Annotated in this window: 20 protein-coding genes and 1 tRNA gene; 11 read left to right on the top strand and 10 right to left on the bottom strand. The window is 59.0% G+C overall.

Annotation, left to right across the window (positions count from 1 at the left end):
* Window positions 1–92 precede the first annotated feature (92 nt).
* From ybgC to AC3ITY_RS26410, 10 genes are all read left to right on the top strand, one after another.
* Window positions 93–560, top strand: coding sequence for a tol-pal system-associated acyl-CoA thioesterase (gene ybgC, locus AC3ITY_RS26455; RefSeq protein WP_007990726.1), 468 nt, complete (start codon window positions 93–95; stop codon window positions 558–560).
* Complete coding sequence (gene tolQ / locus AC3ITY_RS26450; RefSeq protein ID WP_008147369.1) at window positions 550–1,245, top strand: protein TolQ; 696 nt, start codon at window positions 550–552, stop codon at window positions 1,243–1,245. Before ybgC ends, tolQ begins: the two co-directional genes overlap by 11 nt.
* 23 nt (window positions 1,246–1,268) lie before the next feature.
* Window positions 1,269–1,721 carry a protein TolR gene (gene tolR / locus AC3ITY_RS26445; protein WP_162135951.1) on the top strand — a complete coding sequence of 151 codons (453 nt, stop codon included), beginning with the start codon at window positions 1,269–1,271 and terminating at the stop codon, window positions 1,719–1,721.
* Complete coding sequence (gene tolA, locus AC3ITY_RS26440) at window positions 1,721–2,800, top strand: cell envelope integrity protein TolA (protein WP_046042213.1); 1,080 nt, start codon at window positions 1,721–1,723, stop codon at window positions 2,798–2,800. The genes tolR and tolA overlap by 1 nt, the downstream gene beginning before the upstream one ends.
* Before the next feature lie 17 nt (window positions 2,801–2,817).
* Window positions 2,818–4,098: a Tol-Pal system beta propeller repeat protein TolB gene (tolB, locus tag AC3ITY_RS26435; RefSeq protein WP_191624928.1), complete on the top strand. Its 1,281-nt coding sequence runs from the start codon at window positions 2,818–2,820 to the stop codon at window positions 4,096–4,098.
* Between the two features lie 52 nt (window positions 4,099–4,150).
* Entirely contained in the window at window positions 4,151–4,648 is a 498-nt protein-coding gene (gene pal, locus AC3ITY_RS26430; RefSeq protein WP_003178634.1) for a peptidoglycan-associated lipoprotein Pal, read from the top strand.
* A gap of 6 nt (window positions 4,649–4,654) precedes the next feature.
* Entirely contained in the window at window positions 4,655–5,494 is an 840-nt protein-coding gene (ybgF, locus tag AC3ITY_RS26425; protein WP_489305946.1) for a tol-pal system protein YbgF, read from the top strand.
* 166 nt (window positions 5,495–5,660) lie between these two features.
* Window positions 5,661–6,308 carry a 7-carboxy-7-deazaguanine synthase QueE gene (gene queE / locus AC3ITY_RS26420; protein ID WP_150754451.1) on the top strand — a complete coding sequence of 216 codons (648 nt, stop codon included), beginning with the start codon at window positions 5,661–5,663 and terminating at the stop codon, window positions 6,306–6,308.
* Window position 6,309: 1 nt separating this feature from the next.
* Window positions 6,310–7,002: a 7-cyano-7-deazaguanine synthase QueC gene (gene queC, locus AC3ITY_RS26415; RefSeq protein WP_108228647.1), complete on the top strand. Its 693-nt coding sequence runs from the start codon at window positions 6,310–6,312 to the stop codon at window positions 7,000–7,002.
* Window positions 7,003–7,065: 63 nt separating this feature from the next.
* A tRNA-Lys gene (locus AC3ITY_RS26410) sits at window positions 7,066–7,141 on the top strand.
* A gap of 129 nt (window positions 7,142–7,270) precedes the next feature.
* On the opposite strand, the gene AC3ITY_RS26405 is transcribed toward AC3ITY_RS26410, so the two are convergent.
* Both AC3ITY_RS26405 and AC3ITY_RS26400 read right to left on the bottom strand, forming a co-directional pair.
* On the bottom strand, window positions 7,271–8,551 hold the full coding sequence (locus tag AC3ITY_RS26405) for an MFS transporter (RefSeq protein ID WP_489305945.1): 1,281 nt from the start codon (window positions 8,549–8,551) through the stop codon (window positions 7,271–7,273).
* Window positions 8,548–8,931, bottom strand: a complete 384-nt coding sequence (locus AC3ITY_RS26400; RefSeq protein ID WP_489305943.1) for a hypothetical protein — start codon at window positions 8,929–8,931, stop codon at window positions 8,548–8,550. Before AC3ITY_RS26400 ends, AC3ITY_RS26405 begins: the two co-directional genes overlap by 4 nt.
* Before the next feature lie 316 nt (window positions 8,932–9,247).
* Here AC3ITY_RS26400 and nadA point away from each other — a divergent pair, with 316 nt between their 5' ends.
* Complete coding sequence (nadA, locus tag AC3ITY_RS26395) at window positions 9,248–10,306, top strand: quinolinate synthase NadA (protein ID WP_007995624.1); 1,059 nt, start codon at window positions 9,248–9,250, stop codon at window positions 10,304–10,306.
* Between the two features lie 135 nt (window positions 10,307–10,441).
* On the opposite strand, the gene AC3ITY_RS26390 is transcribed toward nadA, so the two are convergent.
* The 8 genes from AC3ITY_RS26390 to AC3ITY_RS26355 form a co-directional block, all read right to left on the bottom strand.
* Complete coding sequence (locus AC3ITY_RS26390) at window positions 10,442–10,930, bottom strand: RDD family protein (RefSeq protein WP_489305941.1); 489 nt, start codon at window positions 10,928–10,930, stop codon at window positions 10,442–10,444.
* Window positions 10,931–11,025: 95 nt separating this feature from the next.
* The gene (locus tag AC3ITY_RS26385) at window positions 11,026–11,238 is read right to left on the bottom strand and encodes a cold-shock protein (RefSeq protein ID WP_007977299.1); all 213 of its coding nucleotides are present in this window, start codon (window positions 11,236–11,238) and stop codon (window positions 11,026–11,028) included.
* Between the two features lie 403 nt (window positions 11,239–11,641).
* A complete protein-coding gene (gene gcvT / locus AC3ITY_RS26380) occupies window positions 11,642–12,766 on the bottom strand; it encodes a glycine cleavage system aminomethyltransferase GcvT (protein ID WP_489305940.1) in 1,125 nt (374 codons plus the stop codon).
* Between the two features lie 36 nt (window positions 12,767–12,802).
* Window positions 12,803–14,179, bottom strand: coding sequence for an L-serine ammonia-lyase (locus AC3ITY_RS26375; RefSeq protein WP_489305939.1), 1,377 nt, complete (start codon window positions 14,177–14,179; stop codon window positions 12,803–12,805).
* 232 nt (window positions 14,180–14,411) lie between these two features.
* Window positions 14,412–17,264, bottom strand: a complete 2,853-nt coding sequence (gene gcvP, locus AC3ITY_RS26370) for an aminomethyl-transferring glycine dehydrogenase (RefSeq protein WP_489305938.1) — start codon at window positions 17,262–17,264, stop codon at window positions 14,412–14,414.
* Window positions 17,265–17,275: 11 nt separating this feature from the next.
* Window positions 17,276–17,659 (bottom strand): glycine cleavage system protein GcvH, encoded by a 384-nt coding sequence (gcvH, locus tag AC3ITY_RS26365; RefSeq protein ID WP_008047373.1) that lies wholly within the window; start codon window positions 17,657–17,659, stop codon window positions 17,276–17,278.
* A 445-nt stretch (window positions 17,660–18,104) separates the two neighbouring features.
* The gene (locus AC3ITY_RS26360; protein WP_489305937.1) at window positions 18,105–19,613 is read right to left on the bottom strand and encodes a sigma-54-dependent transcriptional regulator; all 1,509 of its coding nucleotides are present in this window, start codon (window positions 19,611–19,613) and stop codon (window positions 18,105–18,107) included.
* A 153-nt stretch (window positions 19,614–19,766) separates the two neighbouring features.
* Entirely contained in the window at window positions 19,767–20,129 is a 363-nt protein-coding gene (locus AC3ITY_RS26355; RefSeq protein ID WP_108215109.1) for a DUF5064 family protein, read from the bottom strand.
* Window positions 20,130–20,135: the final 6 nt, after the last annotated feature.

Genomic DNA, 20,135 nt, shown 5'->3' with positions numbered 1-20,135 from the left:
GGTCCCAGGACCGTACTTTCACGTGAAAGCCGCAGAACAATGAAAAACAGTTGCCATGCCGGATTGGCAACCTGAGGAGTAAGCACTAGAGTATGCGCGCGCAAAACGGGCTTGAGCCTTTCGCACATCGTTGTCGCGTTTATTACGAGGACACCGATGCGGGCGGCATCGTGTATTACGTTAATTACCTCAAGTTTATGGAACGGGCTCGAACCGAGCGGCTACGAGATCTGGGCTTTGCCCAATCGCAGCTTGCCGGGGAGGACCTGTTGTTCGTCGTGCATTCCAGCGAAGCGCGCTACCACGCGCCGGCGCGACTGGATGACGAACTGCTGGTAAGCGCTGAAGTAATCGAATTGAACCGTGCCAGCCTGCGCTTTAAACAGCAGGTCAGGCGGGCGACGGATAATGTGCTGCTCTGCGAAGGGCAGTTTCTGGTGGCCTGTGTGCGCACTGAAAGTTTGAAACCCCGGGCCATTCCCGAAGCTCTACGAGCGGCCTTTGCCGACGTGAGCGGCGCGGGTACACACTCAAAGCAGGAGATAAAGCGTGGAAGCTAACGTCGTCGACCATTCCTCCATGTGGAGCCTGGTCAGCAATGCCAGTATCGTGGTGCAACTGGTAATGCTGATCCTGGTAGCCGCATCGGTGACCTCGTGGATCATGATCTTTCAGCGCAGCAACCTGCTGCGCGCCGGTCGACGTGCCCTGGAGAGCTTCGAAGAGCGCTTCTGGTCGGGTATCGACCTGTCCAAACTCTACCGTCAGGCCGGCAGCAATCCGGACCCTGATTCGGGCGTCGAGCAAATCTTCCGTGCCGGTTTCAAGGAATTCTCCCGTCTGCGCCAGCAGCCAGGCGTTGACCCGGAAGCGGTCATGGAAGGCGTGGCGCGTGCCATGCGCGTTGCCATTTCCCGCGAAGAAGAAAAGCTCGAGCAGAGTCTGCCCTTCCTGGCCACCGTCGGTTCTGTCAGCCCGTACATCGGTCTGTTCGGTACGGTCTGGGGCATCATGAACTCCTTCCGCGGTCTGGCGACCGCCCAGCAAGCGACCCTGGCCACTGTGGCCCCGGGTATCGCCGAAGCACTGATCGCCACCGCGATCGGTCTGTTCGCCGCCATTCCAGCCGTTATCGCTTACAACCGTTTTGCTGCTCGCAGCGAAACCCTGCTGGGCCGCTACTACACCTTCGCCGACGAGTTCCAGGCGATCCTGCACCGCAAAGTGCACACCAGCGAAGAATAAGCAGGTAATTTCCAATGGCTTTAATCGCTCGAGCTCGCAAAAAGCGCAAGCCGGTCGCCGAGATGAACGTGGTGCCTTACATCGACGTGATGTTGGTACTGCTGGTGATCTTCATGGTGACCGCGCCGATGCTCAATCAGGGCGTGAAAGTTGATCTGCCCAAGGTTTCCAGCGAAGCCTTGCCGCAGGACAACAACACCCAGGTCCTGACCATTTCCATCAAATCCGACAAGACCTACTACTGGAACCTTGGCAGCGAAGTCGACACCGAAAAGCAGCAGGATCGGGCCATGACCCTGCCGCAGATGACTGACGCGGTGACCAAGATCATTCGCGTCGGCAACGAAGGCGGCAAGCGTACCCAGGTCTTCATCCGCGGCGACAAGAGTGTCGATTACGGCTCCGTCATGGGGGCCATGGGCGGGTTGCAGAAAGCCGGGGTCGGTAATGTTGGCTTGATTACCGAGGCGCCCTGATGCAGCAACAGCGAGAGCCGTCCGCCTCGGAAAGCTACTTCTGGCCTAGTGTCTGGGCGATTGGCTTGCACGTGCTGGTGTTCGGCATGCTGTTCGTCAGTTTTGCCTTTACCCCGGAACTGCCGCCGGCCAAGCCGATTGTCCAGGCGACCTTGTACCAGCTGAAATCGAAAAGTCGGGCGACCACCCAGACCAATCAGAAGATTGCCGGTGAGGCGCAGAAATCTGCTGCGCGTCAGACCGAAGTCGAGCAGATGGAACAGAAAAAGGTCGAGCAGGAAGCGGTGAAGGCTGCGGAACAAAAGAAAGAAGAGGCGGCTCAAAAGGCCGAAGAAGCCAAGAAGGCCGACGAGGCGAAGAAAGCGGACGAGGCGAAAAAGGCTGATGAAGCCAAGAAAGCCGACGATGCGAAGAAAACCGCGGAAGCCAAGAAGGCAGAAGAGAAACAATTGGCTGATATAGCCAAGAAGAAAGCCGAAGAAGAAGCCAAGAAAGCTGCGGAAGAAGAGGCCAAGAAAGCGGCCGCTGAAGAAGCCAAGAAAAAGATCGTCGAAGACGCGAAGAAGAAAGCCGCGGAAGACGCCAAGAAGAAAGCTGAAGCTGAAGAGGCGAAGAAGAAAGTCGCCGAGGAAGCGAAGAAGAAAGCTACTGCCGATGCTGCGAAGAAGAAATCGCAGGACGCGGCACGTAAATCCGCCGAAGACAAAAAGGCCCAGGCCCTGGCAGATTTGCTTTCCGACACGCCGCAGCGTCAGCAGGCCTTGGCCGATGAGCAGGGCGACGAAGTCGCCGGCAGCTTCGATGACCTGATTCGTGCGCGTGCAGCGGAAGGCTGGGCTCGTCCACCTTCGGCACGCAAAGGCATGACGGTCGTATTGCAAATCGGCATGTTGCCGGACGGTACGGTGACTTCGGTCAGCGTGTCCAAGTCCAGTGGCGACGGTCCGTTTGACGCCTCGGCTGTTGCAGCGGTGAAGAATATTGGACGTTTGACAGAAATGCAGGGAATGAAGCCGAGTGATTTCGCTCCGTATCGTTCATTCAAGATGACATTCACACCTGAGGATCTAGCCTTGTGAGAAACCTTCTTCGAGGAATGCTGGTCGTTATCTGCTGCATGGCAGGGATGGCGATGGCAGATGAGAAAAACATTCTGGTTACCAGTGGCAGCGATCGGGCGACCCCGATCGCCGTTGTACCGTTCGGCTTCCAGGGCGGTAGCGTGCTGCCGGACGACATGGCGGAAATCATCGGTAACGACCTGCGCAACTCGGGTTACTACTCGCCGCTTCCAAAGCAGAACATGATCAGCCAGCCGAGCCAGGCCAGCGAAATCATCTTCCGTGACTTCAAGGCGCTGGGTGCCCAGTACGTCATGGTCGGCAGCATTGTTCCGGCGGGCGGTCGCCTGCAGGTGCAATACGCACTGTTCAACGTGGCCACCGAGCAGCAAGTGCTGACCGGCAGCGTATCGGGCGGCGTCGATCAGTTGCGCGACATGGCGCACTACATTTCTGACCAGTCGTTCGAAAAACTCACGGGTATCAAGGGTGCCTTCTCGACTCGCCTGCTGTATGTAACGGCCGAGCGTTTCTCCGAGAACAACACTCGCTACACCCTGCAACGTTCGGACTATGACGGTGCTCGCGCCGTGACCCTGCTGCAGTCGCGCGAGCCGATCCTGTCGCCGCGTTTCGCACCGGATGGCAAGCGCATCGCTTATGTCTCCTTCGAGCAGAAGCGTCCACGCATCTTCATGCAGAATATCGACACCGGTCGCCGTGAGCAGATCACCAACTTCGAAGGCCTGAACGGTGCGCCAGCCTGGTCGCCGGATGGCAATCGTTTGGCGTTCGTGCTGTCCAAAGACGGCAACCCGGACATCTATGTGATGAACCTGGGTTCGCGTCAGATCAGTCGTGTCACCAACGGTCCTGGCATCAACACCGAACCGTTCTGGGGCAAGGATGGCTCGACCATCTACTTCACTTCCGACCGTGGCGGCAAACCGCAGATCTACAAGACCAGCGCGGGTGGTGGCGGTGCCGAACGTGTGACGTTCGTCGGTAACTACAACGCCAACCCTAAACTGTCGGCTGATGAAAAGACGCTTGTCATGATTCACCGTCAGGATGGCTTCACCAATTTCAAGGTGGCGGCCCAGGATTTGCAGCGCGGTAGTGTAAAAATCCTCACTGATAGCACTCTGGACGAGTCGCCTACTGTCGCGCCCAACGGCACCATGGTAATCTACGCCACCCGCCAGCAGGGCCGGGGAGTCTTGATGCTCGTGTCCATCAATGGACGCGTAAGGCTCCCACTTCCTACCGCACAAGGCGAAGTCAGAGAACCTTCCTGGTCCCCTTTCCTGAACTGACGCGGCGCTATACGTTTTACTTAACACACTGGGGTTCATTAGGAGTTTCACGATGGAAATGCTGAAGTTTGGTAAATTTGCTGCGCTGGCACTGGCCATGGCTGTAGCTGTAGGTTGCTCGTCCAAAGGCGGCGACAATGCCGGTGAAGGCGCGGTAGATCCAAACGCTGGTTATGGCGCAAACACTGGCGCAGTTGACGGCTCCCTGAGCGAAGAAGCTGCTCTGCGCGCAATCACCACTTTCTACTTCGAATACGACAGTTCGGACCTGAAGCCAGAAGCCATGCGCGCTCTGGACGTTCACGCCAAAGACCTGAAAGCAAACGGCGCTCGCGTTGTTCTGGAAGGCAACACCGACGAACGTGGTACCCGTGAGTACAACATGGCTCTGGGCGAGCGTCGTGCGAAAGCCGTTCAGCGCTACCTGGTACTGCAAGGCGTTTCCCCAGCTCAGCTGGAACTGGTTTCCTACGGCGAAGAGCGTCCAGTTGCTACCGGCAACGACGAGCAGTCCTGGGCTCAAAACCGTCGCGTCGAACTGCGTAAGTAATTCGTCATGCGAACGTGCCGTCGTGCTGTAACTGTTCTGGCTCTCAGCCTCGCGCCACTTGCGGTGTGGGCTGCGGTTCCTGTGGTCGATGACAACTCCGGTTATAACAATAGCGGGAGCAGTTATCCGCCTGCAGGTTACGGTACGAACGGCGCCTATGCCGGGGGAGGGGTTTCGGCCCCTGTCTCGGCACAGGGCGAGCTGTTCAACCAACTGCAATCAATGCAGCAACAGATCGAGCGCCAGCAAGGTGCGATTGAAGTTCTGCAAAATGATGTAGCGCGCATGAAGCAGGAAAACCTGGAGCGATACCAGGATCTTGATCGGCGCATAGGAACCGGCGTTGCACCAGCCGCGAGTCCTCAAAATTCTTCCACCGGTGGTGATTTGAATGCCACCGGTGCAGCCGCAGGTGCGGCAGCTGGCGCAGCCGCCGCTCAAGCACCTGCCGCGGGTAGCGAGCCGGCAGATCCGGCGAAGGAAAAGCTCTATTACGATGCTGCCTTCGACCTGATCAAGGCCAAGGATTTCGACAAGGCCAGTCAGGCTTTTGCCGCTTTCCTGCGCAAATACCCGAACAGCCAGTATGCGGGCAATGCCCAGTACTGGTTGGGCGAAGTGAACCTGGCCAAGGGCGATCTGCAAGGTGCAGGTCAGGCTTTTGCCAAGGTTTCGCAGCTGTATCCCAAGCACGCCAAAGTGCCGGACTCGCTGTACAAGCTCGCTGATGTGGAGCGCCGCTTGGGTCATACCGACCGGGTCAAAGGCATTCTGCAGCAGGTGGTGTCCCAATATCCGGGCACTTCCGCCGCTCAGTTGGCCCAGCGCGATCTGCAAAAAATGTAAGCCTGCTTGACCCGTTTCAAAGAAACCCGCGCTTGTCGCGGGTTTTTTCGTTAGAATTCACACCCTTTTTCTGAAACACGCTTTTTGGGATCTGCGCATTGCCGGGGTTCCTTGAAGTGCCTGACGGAGGCGGACAGCCTGTTTAGCTGTTACGCCCGTGGCGACTATGCAAGACACATTGAGAATCACCGAAGTTTTCTACTCGTTGCAGGGTGAAACTCGGACTGCCGGGCTGCCCACTGTTTTTGTGCGCCTGACCGGTTGTCCGTTGCGTTGCCAATACTGCGACAGCGCCTACGCGTTCACAGGCGGAACCATCCGCACGCTCGATGACATCCTCGAGCAGGTCGCAGGGTTTCGCCCGCGATACGTCTGCGTCACGGGCGGCGAGCCCCTGGCACAGCCCAACGCCATTCCCTTGCTCAAGCGCTTGTGTGACGCCGGTTACGAAGTGTCACTGGAAACCAGTGGCTCTATCGATATCTCGGCAGTAGATTCCCGGGTCAGTCGCGTTGTCGACCTGAAAACCCCGGGTTCGAAGGAAGCACACCGCAATCGCTACGAAAACATTGAGCTGCTCACGCCCAACGATCAGGTGAAGTTTGTCATCTGCTCGCGAGAGGACTATGACTGGTCCGTTTCCAAGCTGATCCAGTACGGTCTTAACCTGCGTGCCGGTGAAGTCCTGTTCTCGCCAAGTCACCATGATCTCAATGCTCGGGATCTGGCGGACTGGGTGGTGGCGGACAACCTGCCAGTGCGTTTGCAATTGCAGCTGCATAAATATCTATGGAATGACGAGCCGGGGCGCTGAAATGACTGAACAACTGAACACTCCTGAAAAACGTGCGGTCATCCTGCTGTCCGGTGGCCTGGACTCGGCGACCGTCGTGGCCATGGCGCGCGCCGAAGGCTACAGCTGCTACACCATGAGCTTCGATTACGGTCAGCGCTCTCACGCCGAACTGCACGCCGCCGAGCGTGTGGCGCGAGACCTGGGTGTGGTCGAGCACAAGGTGATCGGTCTGAACCTGAACGGCATGGGTGGCTCGGCGCTGACCGACAGCAGCATCGATATTCCGGAAGAGTTGGGGGAGGGCATTCCCGTGACTTACGTGCCTGCGCGTAACACGGTGTTCCTGTCCCTGGCCCTGGGCTGGGCAGAAGTGCTCGGCGCACGGGACATCTTCATCGGCGTCAATGCGGTGGATTACTCCGGTTACCCGGACTGCCGTCCCGAGTTCATCGAGTCGTTCGAGCGCATGGCCAACCTGGCAACCAAAGCCGGCGTGGAAGGCAATGGCTTCCGCATCCAGGCACCGCTGCAAAACCTCAGCAAGGCGCAGATCGTCCAGGCCGGCGTTAAGCTTGGCGTGAACTACGGTCTGACCGTTTCCTGCTATCAGGCCGACGATAACGGTCGTGCATGCGGCAAGTGCGACAGCTGCCGACTGCGCGCAGAAGGCTTTGCGGCGGCCGGAATCAGCGATCCAACCCCTTATTTTTGAATTATTTCAAAATAGGTGTTGAATAGTCCTTAAAAATCAGTATTATACGCGCCACCACACAGCGGGTCGTTAGCTCAGTTGGTAGAGCAGTTGGCTTTTAACCAATTGGTCGTAGGTTCGAATCCCACACGACCCACCATTTTTGGCGGTTTAGAAAATCCGGAAGGCCCACGCAAGTGAGGATTTCCGGGTTTTTTTTTGCCTTGAATTCAGTACTGGCAGGTCTGGAGGGCGGGGCTTTCGCTAAGGTAGTAGTGGTTGCCCGGTTTTACCGCGTCGCCGCGATATTCAGTTCCCACGGTTTAAAACTCAGCCACAACAACACCCCTGGTACCTGCAACGCGATCATCACTCCCTGCGACCACTGATAAGCCTCCACTGGGTGCCCTTGTCCAGATCTTGGCCAGAGGTTCAGGATTTCCCCCATCAACCATTGCAAGACGAACGCCAGTACGAACACCACTAGGTTGAATGATGAACTGACCCGCCCGGCCAGTTCAGGCGATACCGACTGAGCGACGATCGCGTAGTTCATGGTGGTGGAGGTGCCGAAGAAGCTGAACCCTATTGCAATCAGTAGTGGCGGTACGGGTAGTCCGCTGATCATCAGTGATTGAAATAAGATGAAGATTGAAACCCCGGTGCCGCACACCATGAGCGGCTGCACACCAAAGCGCCGCAGGTAGTCGGTGATCGAGCCGAAGGCCAGCGAGCCTGCCACCATCGCGACGGTGCCCCAGAGTAAGGTATTGGCCATGCCGGACTCGTTCAACTGGGCGACATCGCGTAGCCACGGCCCCATCCATAGCGACAGCACCGACATGTAGATCGCATGGGCAAACACCGAGTACAACGCCAGTCGCCAAAATACCCAGGAGGAGTAAAGCGTTCCCACGGCCTTGGACATTTCGGCAAGAGTGGTGTGTTTGGGCTTGTAGGTGCGCGGCACGCTCCGATGAATGACTACGCAGACGAACAAGGTCAGCAGCGCCAGAATCAAGAATGCTTCACGCCATGAGATCCACTTGAGCAGTTCATGCAACGGCGTGGTGGACGCCATTGCGCCCAAGCCGCCCACAGATAACAGGCATGCTGTACTCAGCGGCAGGCGTTCGGCAGGTAGCCAGATCGCGCACGCCTTGATCGCACTCATCAGCGAGCCAGCAACACCTAGGCCGATCAGGCCGCGACCAATGATCAGACCCAGTTCCGTATGGGAGAAGCTGAAAATCAGCGAGCCCAACACAGCGAACAGCAGCATGGGTGCCTGCACGCTACGCGGACCGTAGCGGTCGAGCATGACGCCCAGCGGAATCTGCGCTGCGGCGAAAGTCAGAAAGTACACACCGGTTAACAGGCCGAGGCTACTGGCGGGCAGGTGCAGTTCCCGTTCCAGATCCACGTAGATCAAGGCGTTGACCGTGCGAAACAGATACGAAACAAAATGCCCGAGGCCAAATGGAATGAATATGGTCAAAAATAAGTACAAAAACGAGTGTTTGGCTTCCTGATCGGCTTTGGTGCAAGAGTCTATGTTCTCATTGCTCATGTCGCAGGCGTCTCGCATGTGGAAAAGGTTGTGCGTATTTCACAGCAGAAACGACCCCGCTCTTCTTCAAGCCAAAGCTCATCGGGGCACGGTCGCATTTCCGAGAGCTTTGCGTGACCCGCGTTCTTCAGGGCGTTGCTGATGCCGTCGAAGGACAACGGGTTATCGAAGTCGAGGAACAGCGGTTTGGGTTCGGTATCGATCTTGATGAAGGCATAACGGGGCAAGCCATTGCAGGGTTTTAGTGCAAATAAGTTTCTTTCTGCTCGACAGAGGCTATCCAGCCCTAAACAGTGTGTCATTCCTATTTTTGTAGGAGATAGATCATTGATTTTGTAGGATTCTTCCGGTTTTTCGATCATGTGTGCATCGACTGTCATGTCGATGTTCGATCAGTACAGGTGCAAAGTGATCCCGAACTCCACAAGAGCCACCATTTTCAAGCAGTTTTAAGGATCTGGAGGGCCCACGTATGTGAGGATTTCCGGATTTTTTCTGCCTGCGATTTAATTCAGCGATGCGCTAGGCTGCGCAGGTCAGAATCACCTTTTGCATCCGTCGGATATTCTGTAGCCTTGCGCAGCTTCAACGCTGTCCGTGCCTGATGAATACTCACTTTCCCGGCGGTACCCTGAAGGGTCCGGAGCCGGGTGTATACTCGACTTTCGCGCGAATGCGCCTGCAGGTCTTGCGAACATGACGCAAATTTCCGAACGCCTTCTGGTTCAAGCCCACCTCGACGCCAAACAGCCCAAGCCGCTGACCGCCGATGAAGAGGCTTATTACCGTGCTGCCATCGCTGCCGAGCTCAAGGCTCAGGATGCGGTGCTGGTGGCCCACTTCTATTGTGACCCTGTGATTCAGGCGCTGGCCGAAGAGACGGGCGGTTGTGTCTCCGACTCGTTGGAAATGGCCCGTTTCGGCAACGCCCATCCGGCCAAGACCGTGGTCGTCGCCGGCGTCAAGTTCATGGGTGAGACCGCCAAGATCCTCAACCCGGAAAAACGCGTACTGATGCCGACGCTCGAAGCGACCTGTTCGCTCGACCTGGGTTGCCCGGTGGACGAATTTTCCGCGTTCTGCGATCAACATCCGGAACGCACGGTGGTGGTGTACGCCAACACTTCCGCCGCGGTAAAAGCCCGAGCGGATTGGGTGGTAACTTCTAGCTGTGCGCTGGAAATCGTTGAAAGCCTGATGGACAACGGCGAGACCATCATCTGGGGCCCGGACAAGCACCTGGGTACCTATATCCAGCGCCAGACCGGTGCCGACATGCTGCTGTGGGACGGTGCCTGCATCGTTCACGAAGAGTTCAAGTCCAAGCAGCTTGAAGACATGAAGGCGCTGTACCCGGATGCGGCGATTCTGGTGCACCCGGAGTCGCCGACATCGGTGATTGAATTGGCCGATGCCGTGGGTTCCACCAGTCAGTTGATCGCGGCGGCACAGAGCCTGCCGAACAAGACGTTGATCGTTGCGACCGACCGCGGCATTTTCTACAAGATGCAGCAGCTGTGCCCGGACAAGGTCTTTATCGAAGCCCCTACGGCGGGTAACGGCGCAGCGTGCCGCAGTTGTGCACATTGCCCGTGGATGGCCATGAACACCCTTGAGCGCACGCTCAAGGCGTTGAAGGAAGGGGCGAACGAGATCTTTGTCGATCCGGCGCTGATCCCACAGGCGATCCGGCCGCTCAAGCGCATGCTTGATTTCACCCAGGCTGCACGGATGAAGCTGGCCGGGAACGCCTGATATTTGTCAGTTACGCCGCAAAAACTGTGGGAGCGAGCCTGCTCGCGAAGACGGAGTGTCAGTCGACATCAATGTCAGCTGAAATACCGCCTTCGCGAGCAGGCTCGCTCCCACCGTGGTTTCTGCGTCGGGAAACTATTTGGTCTTCTTCGGAATCCGCACCAGTTCGGTATTGGAGTAGATGTCATGCCAGCTGCGTTTCTGCTTGTCGAACAGCGACCAGAAGAATCCCAGGCCAACGCAAAGCAGCGAGGCAATCGACACGACAAAGCGCAGCAGCGCCTGCCACAGGCTCATGGACGAGCCATCGGCATTCTGCACGCGGATGCACCAGACCTGCATGCCCAGCGTCTGACCGGACCAGGTCCAGAATTTGGCGAAGAAGCCGAACAGTACGAACAGCAGGACTGTGGAGAGCAGAGGATCGCCGTCCAGCGCACCCGCTTCGGTCAGGGTGCGCATCCTTTCTTCGCCGATGATCGCCATCTGGATCATCTTGTAGATGCCGCTGGTGACGATCAGCAGGGCGGTGCACAGCAGGAAATCATAGAACATGGCTGCCAGGCGACGACCCAGGCCAGCGGCAGGAAAGTCGCCCTGGGGGGTAAACAGGTGTTTCGACATGGCAGGCTCTCGACGAAAAAAGAAGCCATTTTACGGATTTACGCGCACAAAAAAGCCCCTGATGTCAGCATCAGGGGCTTTTTCGTTACAGAAGGTTAGGCTTCTGCTTGTACTTCGTCAGCCTGCATGCCTTTCTGGCCCTGCACGGCGATGAAAGTCACTTTCTGGCCTTCTTTCAGGCTCTTGAAGCCGTTGCCCTGGATGGCGCGGAAATGCACGAACAGATCCGGACCGCTTTCAGGAGTGATAAAACCAAAACCTTTCTCGTCGTTAAACCACTTGACGGTACCGCTCTGACGTTGGGACATTTCTTATTTCCTTTGACGCAAAAAATTAATGACAGTCTCCTTCTCATGAAAGAGTACTGGGGCTGGTTGCAGGAGAGTAAGAAGACGTCGAACGGGATGTAGCTAACTTGTAGGCTACTGCCCAGGTCACGATTCCAAGCGACCCATGCAAACACAGTGAACAAACTCTACGCCAACTACGGGAGAAAAAACAAGCCCTGTGAAGGCCCCGTATTTCCTCAGGTTGATGGCAAAGTAAGTCCACTAGCGGGGGCTTATTCCCTGGCCTTGTTCAGTTGTTTTCGATCGTTATAAGCAAAGTTCATAATCGAAGCTTATAGCCAAACGATGCACTGTTATATGGCGGTTGCGTTACACATTAGTGCACCGTTAACGCAACCGCGTTACTTATAGGAACATTCAATCAGCCGCGATAGTAGCGTTGTGGAACAAATGGCATTTTGCTTACAAGCAAAGGCACCTTTTTCCCACGAACGATCGCCCAAACCAGTGTGTCCAGTGCGATATAAGCGCTGTCGACGTAACCCATGGCCAGCGGACCGCCCAGGGTTGGTCCGAAACCGCCGCTGCAGACGCTACCGATGATGTCGCCGGCTTCGTTGACGATCTCGGCGCCTTCACGCACGGGTGTACGTTCCTGTGGTAGCAGACCTACACGTTTGCGGTTCACGCCTGCCTGTTGCTGGGCGAATACGGTTTCGGCGCCAGGGAAGCCGCCGGCCCGTGCGCCATCAGCGCGACGTGGCTTGGAGATCGCCCACAGCAGGCTTGCTTCGATCGGGGTGGTGTCGGTGTTCATGTCGTGGCCGTACAGGCACAGGCCGGCTTCCAGGCGCAAGGAGTCACGAGCGCCAAGGCCGATGGCGGCCACTTCGGCTTCAGCCAGCAGCGCGCGAGCCAGGGCTTCGGCACTGGCGGCGGGTACGGAAATTTCGAAACCGTCTTCACCGGTGTAACCCGAACGGCTGACAAAGCAGTCCACGCCCAGCAGCTTCACGCGGGCGAACTGCATGAAGGTCATCTTCGCAACTTCCGGGGCCAGGCGTGCCAGCACGATTACGGCAGCTGGGCCTTGCAGGGCAAGCAGGGCACGTTCTTCGAACAGCGGCTCGATCGTGCACTGGTCGCCAATGTGCTTGCGCAGATGTGCCAGGTCCTGATCCTTGCAGGCGGCGTTGACCACCAGGAACAGTTCGTCATTACCCAGGTTGGCGACCATCAGGTCGTCAAGGATGCCGCCCGTCGCATTGGTGAACATGGCGTAACGCTGCATGCCCACCGGCAGGTCGATGATGTCCACCGGCACCAGGGTTTCCAGGGCCTTGGCGGCATTGGCGCCGGTCAGGCGGATCTGGCCCATGTGCGAGACATCGAACAGCCCGGCCTGGTCGCGAGTGTGCTGGTGTTCTTTCATCACGCCCAGCGGGTATTGCACGGGCATGTCGTAGCCGGCGAACGGCACCATGCGCGCGCCGAGTTCGATGTGCAGTGCGTGCAACGGGGTTTTCAACAGTTGTTCGGTGGACATATTCAGCTCCTGAAGAAGGGTGCAGATGAGCGCGCATCAGCACTCGATAATGTTGACCGCCAAACCGCCACGGGCGGTTTCCTTGTATTTGCTTTTCATGTCGGCGCCGGTCTGGCGCATGGTGCGAATGACCTTGTCGAGGGAGACGAAGTGTTGCCCGTCGCCGCGCAGGGCCATGCGCACGGCATTGATGGCCTTGACCGAGCCCATGGCGTTGCGCTCGATGCAAGGCACTTGCACCAGCCCGCCAATCGGGTCGCAGGTCAGTCCGAGGTTGTGTTCCATGCCGATTTCCGCGGCGTTTTCCACTTGTTGCACAGTGCCGCCCAGCACCTCGCACAAGGCACCAGCGGCCATTGAGCAGGCGACGCCGACTTCGCCCTGGCAGCCGACTTCGGCGCCGGAAATGGAGGCGTTTTCCTTGTACAGAATGCCGATGGCCGCGGCGGTCAGCAGGAATCGCACCACGCCGTCGTCATTGGAGCCCGGGATAAAGCGCATGTAGTAATGCAACACCGCTGGAATGATCCCCGCCGCACCGTTGGTGGGCGCCGTTACGACGCGCCCGCCGTTGGCGTTCTCCTCGTTGACGGCCAAGGCGTAGAGGTTGACCCAGTCGAGCACCGACAGCGGGTCGCGCAACGACGATTCCGGGTTCTTGCACAACTGCCGATGCAGCGCGGCGGCCCGGCGCTTGACCTTCAGCCCGCCGGGCAGGATGCCTTCGTTATGGCATCCGGCGGCGACGCAGTCCTGCATCACTTGCCAGATTTTCAGCAGGCCGGCGCGGGTTTCCGCTTCCGGGCGCCAGGCGCTTTCGTTGGTCAGCATAACCTGGCTGATCGACAGCCCGTATTTGACGCAATGACCGAGAAGATCCTTGGCACTTTTGAACGGAAAGGTCAGGGGCGTGGCGTCTTCGACGATGCGGTCGGCGCCGGCGGCGTCCTCATCGACCACAAAACCGCCGCCAACCGAGTAGTACTCGCGGCTGCGGATTTGCAGGCCTGCTGCGTCGAAAGCGCGAAAAATCATGCCGTTGGGGTGATACGCCAATGGTTTGCGAATCATCGCCAGGTGTTCTTTCTCGTTGAACGCAATGCTGTGTTCGCCGAGCAGGTTCAAGCGGCCGTTGCCGCGAATTTCTTGCAGGCGCGCGGCGACGGTCTCTGTATCCACGGTGTCCGGGTGTTCGCCTTCCAGGCCCAGCAGCACAGCCTTGTCACTGCCGTGGCCTTTGCCGGTGGCGCCGAGCGAGCCGTACAGCTCGACCTTGACGCAGGTGGTGGCCGTCAGCAGCCCTTCACGGCGCAGGCCTTCGACGAAACGCGCAGCGGCGCGCATCGGGCCGACGGTGTGAGAGCTGGAGGGGCCGATGCCAATCTTGAACAGGTCGAACACGCTTAACGACATGGTGGTTCTCCGGTTTCTTGTTATAGGTCTTTTTATAGGTCTTTGCGGAATCTGAGGCTTGGCACAGTTCCCTGTGGGAGCGAGCTTGCTCCGGGCGGCGTTCCGACGATAGCGGTCGTTCAGTCGACATCGATGGTGGCTGTCAGTCCGTCATCGCGAGCAGGCTCGCTCCCACAGGGGGGCTGTGGTGTTCTGGAAATTGGGGGCGGAGTAACCGCCCCCCCTCATTGGTTTAAGCGTAGCTTTCGATCGACGGACAGGCGCAGACCAGGTTGCGGTCGCCGAACACGTTGTCGACGCGACCGACCGGCGGCCAGTACTTGCCTTCGATCAGCGACGCAACCGGGTACACCGCTTGCTCACGGCTGTACGGGTGCGACCACTCGCCCACCAGTTCCTTGGCGGTGTGCGGCGCGTTTTTCAGCGGGTTGTCGTCTTTGTCCAGGGTGCCGTTTTCCACTGCGCGGATTTCTTCGCGGATGCGGATCATGGCGTCGCAGAAGCGGTCCAGTTCTTCTTTGGATTCGCTTTCGGTCGGCTCGATCATCAATGTGCCGGCTACCGGGAACGACATGGTCGGCGCGTGGAAGCCGAAGTCGATCAGGCGCTTGGCGACGTCATCGACGCTGATGCCGCTGCTGTCTTTCAGTGGACGCAGGTCGAGGATGCACTCATGCGCCACCAGGCCGTTGCTGCCGGTGTACAGCACTGGGTAGTGCTCTTCGAGGCGACGGGAGATGTAGTTGGCATTGAGGATCGCCAGCTGCGAAGCACGCTTGAGGCCTGCGCCACCCATCATACGAATGTACATCCAGGTGATCGGCAGAATGCTCGCGCTGCCGAACGGTGCCGCGCAAACGGCGCCTTCCTTGCGCTCCATCTGTGCGTGGCCCGGCAGGAATGGTGCCAGGTGCGATTTCACACCGATCGGGCCGACGCCCGGGCCGCCACCGCCGTGGGGGATGCAGAAGGTCTTGTGCAGGTTCAGGTGCGAAACGTCGCCGCCGAACTTGCCCGGGGCGCAGAGGCCGACCATGGCGTTCATGTTGGCGCCGTCGATGTACACCTGGCCGCCGTTGTCATGAACGATGCCGCAGATTTCGCGGATGCCTTCTTCGAACACGCCGTGGGTCGACGGGTAGGTGATCATCAGCGCGGCGAGGTGTTCGCGGTGCTCGATGGCTTTGGCGCGCAGGTCTTCGATGTCGACGTTGCCACGGGCATCGCAGGCGGTGACGACCACGCGCATGCCGGCCATTTGTGCGGTGGCCGGGTTGGTGCCGTGGGCCGACGACGGGATCAGGCAGATGTCGCGACGGTCTTCGCCACGGCTCTGGTGGTAGGCACGGATCGCCAGCAGACCTGCGTATTCACCCTGGGAGCCGGCGTTCGGTTGCAAGGATACCGAGTCGTAGCCGGTGGCAGCGCAAAGCATTGCTTCCAGTTCGTCGGTCAGTTGCTGGTAGCCAGCGCTTTGCTCGGCCGGGGCGAACGGGTGCAGGGCGCCGAACTCGGCCCAGGTCACCGGGATCATTTCGCTGGCGGCGTTGAGTTTCATGGTGCACGAACCCAGCGGGATCATGGTGCGGTCCAGCGCCAGGTCCTTGTCCGCCAGTTTGCGCAGGTAACGCATCAGCTCGGTTTCCGAGTGATAGCGGTTGAACACCGGGTGGCTGAGGATCGGCGACTGACGTACCAGTGTGGCCGGGATGGCGCTCTGCACCGAAGCGGCGAGGGCGGCGAAATCCGGCAGGGCCTTGCCGTCGGACAGCAGCCTCCACAGGGTTTCCACGTCGGCCTGAGTGGTGGTTTCGTCCAGCGACAGGCCCAGGCGTTCGCCATCGACCACGCGCAGGTTGATGCGCTGGGCGTGCGCCTTGTCGTGCAGGGCGGTGGTTTGCGAGCCGGTCTTCACGGTCAGGGTGTCGAAGAAGCTCGCTTGCTCGACGTTCAGGCCCAATGCGCTCAAGCCTTTGGCCAGGATTGCTGTCAGGTGATGCACGCGATTGGCGATTTGAGTCAGGCCTTTTGGACCGTGGTACACGGCATACATGCTGGCGATGTTGGCCAGCAGTACTTGCGCGGTGCAGATGTTGCTGGTGGCTTTCTCGCGACGGATGTGTTGCTCGCGGGTCTGCATGGCCAGGCGCAGGGCCGGGTTGCCGAAACGGTCTACGGAAACACCGACCAGGCGGCCAGGCATGTCACGCTTGAACGCGTCCTTGGTGGAGAAGTACGCCGCGTGCGGGCCACCGAAGCCCAGCGGCACGCCGAAGCGCTGTGCGCTGCCGATGGCCACGTCGGCGCCGAATTCGCCCGGCGCGGTCAGCACGGTCAGGGCCAGCAGGTCGGCAGCCACGGCAACGAGGGCGTTGGCGGCGTGGAAGCGCTCGGTCAGTTCGCGGTAATCGAACACATCACCGTTGCTCGCCGGGTATTGCAGCAGCGCGCCGAAGAACGGCGTCACGTCAGTCAGCTCGCGCTCGTCGCCAACCACCACGTCGATGCCCAGAGGCTCGGCACGGGTGCGCAGTACGTCGAGGGTCTGCGGGTGGCAATGCACGGAGGCGAAGAAGGCGTGGCTGCCCTTGTTCTTGCTCAGGCGTTTGCAGAAGGTCATGGCTTCGGCAGCGGCGGTGGCTTCGTCCAGCAGGGAGGCGTTGGCAATCGGCAGGCCGGTGAGGTCGCTGATCAGGGTCTGGAAGTTCAGCAGCGCTTCGAGACGACCCTGGGAGATTTCTGGCTGGTACGGGGTGTAGGCGGTGTACCAGGCTGGGTTTTCCAGCAGGTTGCGCAGGATCGGCGACGGCGTGTGGGTGCCGTAGTAGCCTTGGCCGATGAAGGTCTTGAACAGCTGGTTTTTAGTCGCGATGGACTTGATCAAGGCCAGGGCATCGGCTTCGCTCAGGCCGTCTTCCAGGCCGAGGACGCTGGTGCCCTTGATGCTGTCGGGAATCACGCTGGCGCTCAGGGCTTCCAGGGAGTCGAAGCCGAGGCTGTTGAGCATGGCTTGCTCGTCACCGGCGCGCGGGCCGATGTGACGGGCGATGAATTCGTTGGCGGTAGTCAGATTCACTTGAGTCATGTCAGTGCTCCTCAGGCTTCGGCTTGGGCTTTGATCAGGCGGTCGTAGGCGTCCTGATCCAGCAGTTGGGCGACAGCCGAGGCGTCGCTTGGCTGGAAGCGAAAGAACCAGCCTTCGCCCAGCGGATCTTCGTTGACCAGCTCAGGGCTGCTGTCCAGCGCCGGGTTCACTTCCAGCACTTCGCCGTCCAGCGGCATATACACGCCGCTGGCAGCCTTTACCGATTCCACGGTGGCGGCTTCGGCGCCTTTGTCGTAGGACTGCAGCTCAGGCAGTTGAACGAAAACCACGTCGCCCAGGGCGTTCTGTGCGAAAGCGGTGATGCCGACCGTGACGCTGCCGTCAGCTTCGGTGCGCAGCCATTCGTGATCTTCAGTAAAACGCAACTCGCTCATGGAAACTCCTAAGGGGCCAGACTCGTCTGGTGGACGCGATTGAATGCTTGGGCGATGCCCGGGTTATGGGGGAGTACATAGCAAGAACGCGGCCAACGTTGCTTTTATCGTTATTGATCAATGATTTAGGTGGTTTAGACAAAGGCTGAAATTCAATCGTTGTAGCGAAATCGATACGGCATATGTCAATGATAAAAGCCGAGGTGGATCAAAGCCTTGCGCAGCCGTGATCGGAGAGGGGTGTAGCGATATCGTTCCGCTGTAGCGCTTTCAGTACAGATGGAGGTCGTTTTTGGCGCGGTTTTTCGGATGACGGAGGAATCTGTAGGAGCGAGCCTGCTCGCGATGAGGCCATGTCAGTCGACATCAATGTTGAATGTCACACCGCTATCGTCGGAACGCCGCCCGGAGCCGGCTCGCTCCTACAGTTGTTCGGTGTCAGGCCTCAGGCTTTGTTGGGAATCCCGTACTTGCGCAACCGATGGGCAATCGCCGTGTGGGATGTTTGCAGGCGGGTCGCCAGTTGCCGGGTCGAGGGATAGCTGGCGTAAAGTTTTTCCAGCAGGGTTTTCTCGAATTCATCCATGGCCTGTTCCAGGCTGTCGACGTCCTGGTCGCCCTGGCGCGCTACCGAGGTGCCGGCGATGTCGAGGTCGCCGATGTCCACCAGGCTGCTTTCGCAAATCGCCGCGGCGCGGAAGATCACGTTCTGCAATTGCCGCACGTTGCCCGGCCAGCGGTTGCCCAGCAGCGCCGGGTAAGTGCCCGGCGCCAGGCGACAGATCGGTCGCTGGATCTGCGCGCAGGCCTGCTGCATGAAGTAGCGGGCCAGCAGCAGGATGTCCTGGCCACGCTCGCGCAGCGGTGGTACTTCAACGTTGAGGACGTTGAGGCGGTAGAACAGGTCCTCGCGGAACAGGCCTTCGCTGACCATTTTTTCCAGGTCGCGGTGGGTGGCGCTGAGGATCCGTACGTTGACCTTGACCTCACGGTCACCGCCGACCCGGCGAAAACTGCCATCGTTGAGGAAGCGCAGCAATTTGGCCTGCAAGTACGGCGACATCTCGCCGATTTCATCGAGAAACACCGTGCCTTGGTTGGCCAGCTCCATCAGCCCCGGCTTACCACCCCGCTGCGCGCCGGTGAACGCGCCGGGGGCGTAGCCGAACAGTTCACTTTCGGCGAGATTCTCTGGCAATGCCGCGCAGTTCAACGCCAGAAAGGGTGAACTGTGCCGGGCGCTGATGGCGTGGCAGGCGCGGGCCACCAGTTCCTTGCCGGTGCCGGTTTCACCCTGGATCAGCAACGGTGCATCGAGGGCCGCCACCCGCTGGGCGCGTGCCTTGAGGGTGCGTATCACCGGGGACTCGCCGAGCAGGGCATCGAAACCTTCGGCGTGGTCATGGTGCAGCGCGGAAAGACGTTCGCCGATGCGGTTCGGTTGGTACAGGGTCAGCAGGGCGCCGGCGTCGGTAATCGGAGTGGCGTCGAGTAACAAAGTCTGGCTGTTGACGGTGATTTCCCGCAGCGGCAGGCGAAAGCCGTGTTCGAGCAGGGCGTCGAGCAAGGCCGGGTCGGCAAACAGGTCGCCCACGCTTTCACCGTCCGGTTCGCGGCCGTACAGGGCGATCAGGGCCGGGTTGGCCAGCAGCACCTTGCCGTCGCTGTCCAGTGCCAGTACCGGGTCGGTCATGGCTGCAAGCAACGCGTCGAGCTGCAAATGCCGGCGCTGGCCGGGCAGGATGTCGACCACCGTCACCGCTTGCACGCCACGCACGCTGAACAGGGCATCGCGCAGTTCCTCGAGGACTTGCGCGCTCAGGGTCGGGGCATCGATATAAACATTGGGCGGGACCATTTCCACCGCATCCAGGTTCAGATTGCGCCCGCCGAGCAGGGCCAGGACTTCCTGGGTGATACCGACGCGGTCGATGAAACTGACGTGGATACGCATGGGGCGGTTTTGGGTTCTGCAGTGCGAAGGGTGGCAAGTATGCCTTGGGGCGGGCTAATGGTGAAATTTTGCGCGGGATATGCGGGTAACGAAGATCCCTGTGGGAGCGAGCAAGCTCGCTCCCACAGGTACAGCTTCTACTTGGAGACTGGGTTATTCGAAGTGTTCGGGGTTTACCGGGTCGCCTGATTTCATATTCAACTGCTGCCGGATGTCTTCAAACATCAAATCGTAATGTTTGTGGACCGATCCGATCTGGCTGTGCGTCTTCGGAATCCCGTACTTCTCGGCGATTTTCGTCACGTTGCTGGCGAAGTTGTAGGCCTCCTCCTTGGGCAGGAAGAAGGGCTCTGACATCTCCTTGCCCTGAATGCTGCCATGCATAGTGAACTGGATGCCTTTTTCCCCTTTGGCATTCTTGCTGACTTCATAGTCGAGGTGCACGTTGTAGCTGACATCATCCGGGGTCAGCGCATGTCGTTCGATGTGCAAGTGACCTGGCTCAAACTGTGCCATAGACGT

Source organism: Pseudomonas sp. GL_091, assembly GCF_057837725.1.
This window is presented reverse-complemented; position numbering and strand designations above follow the sequence as displayed.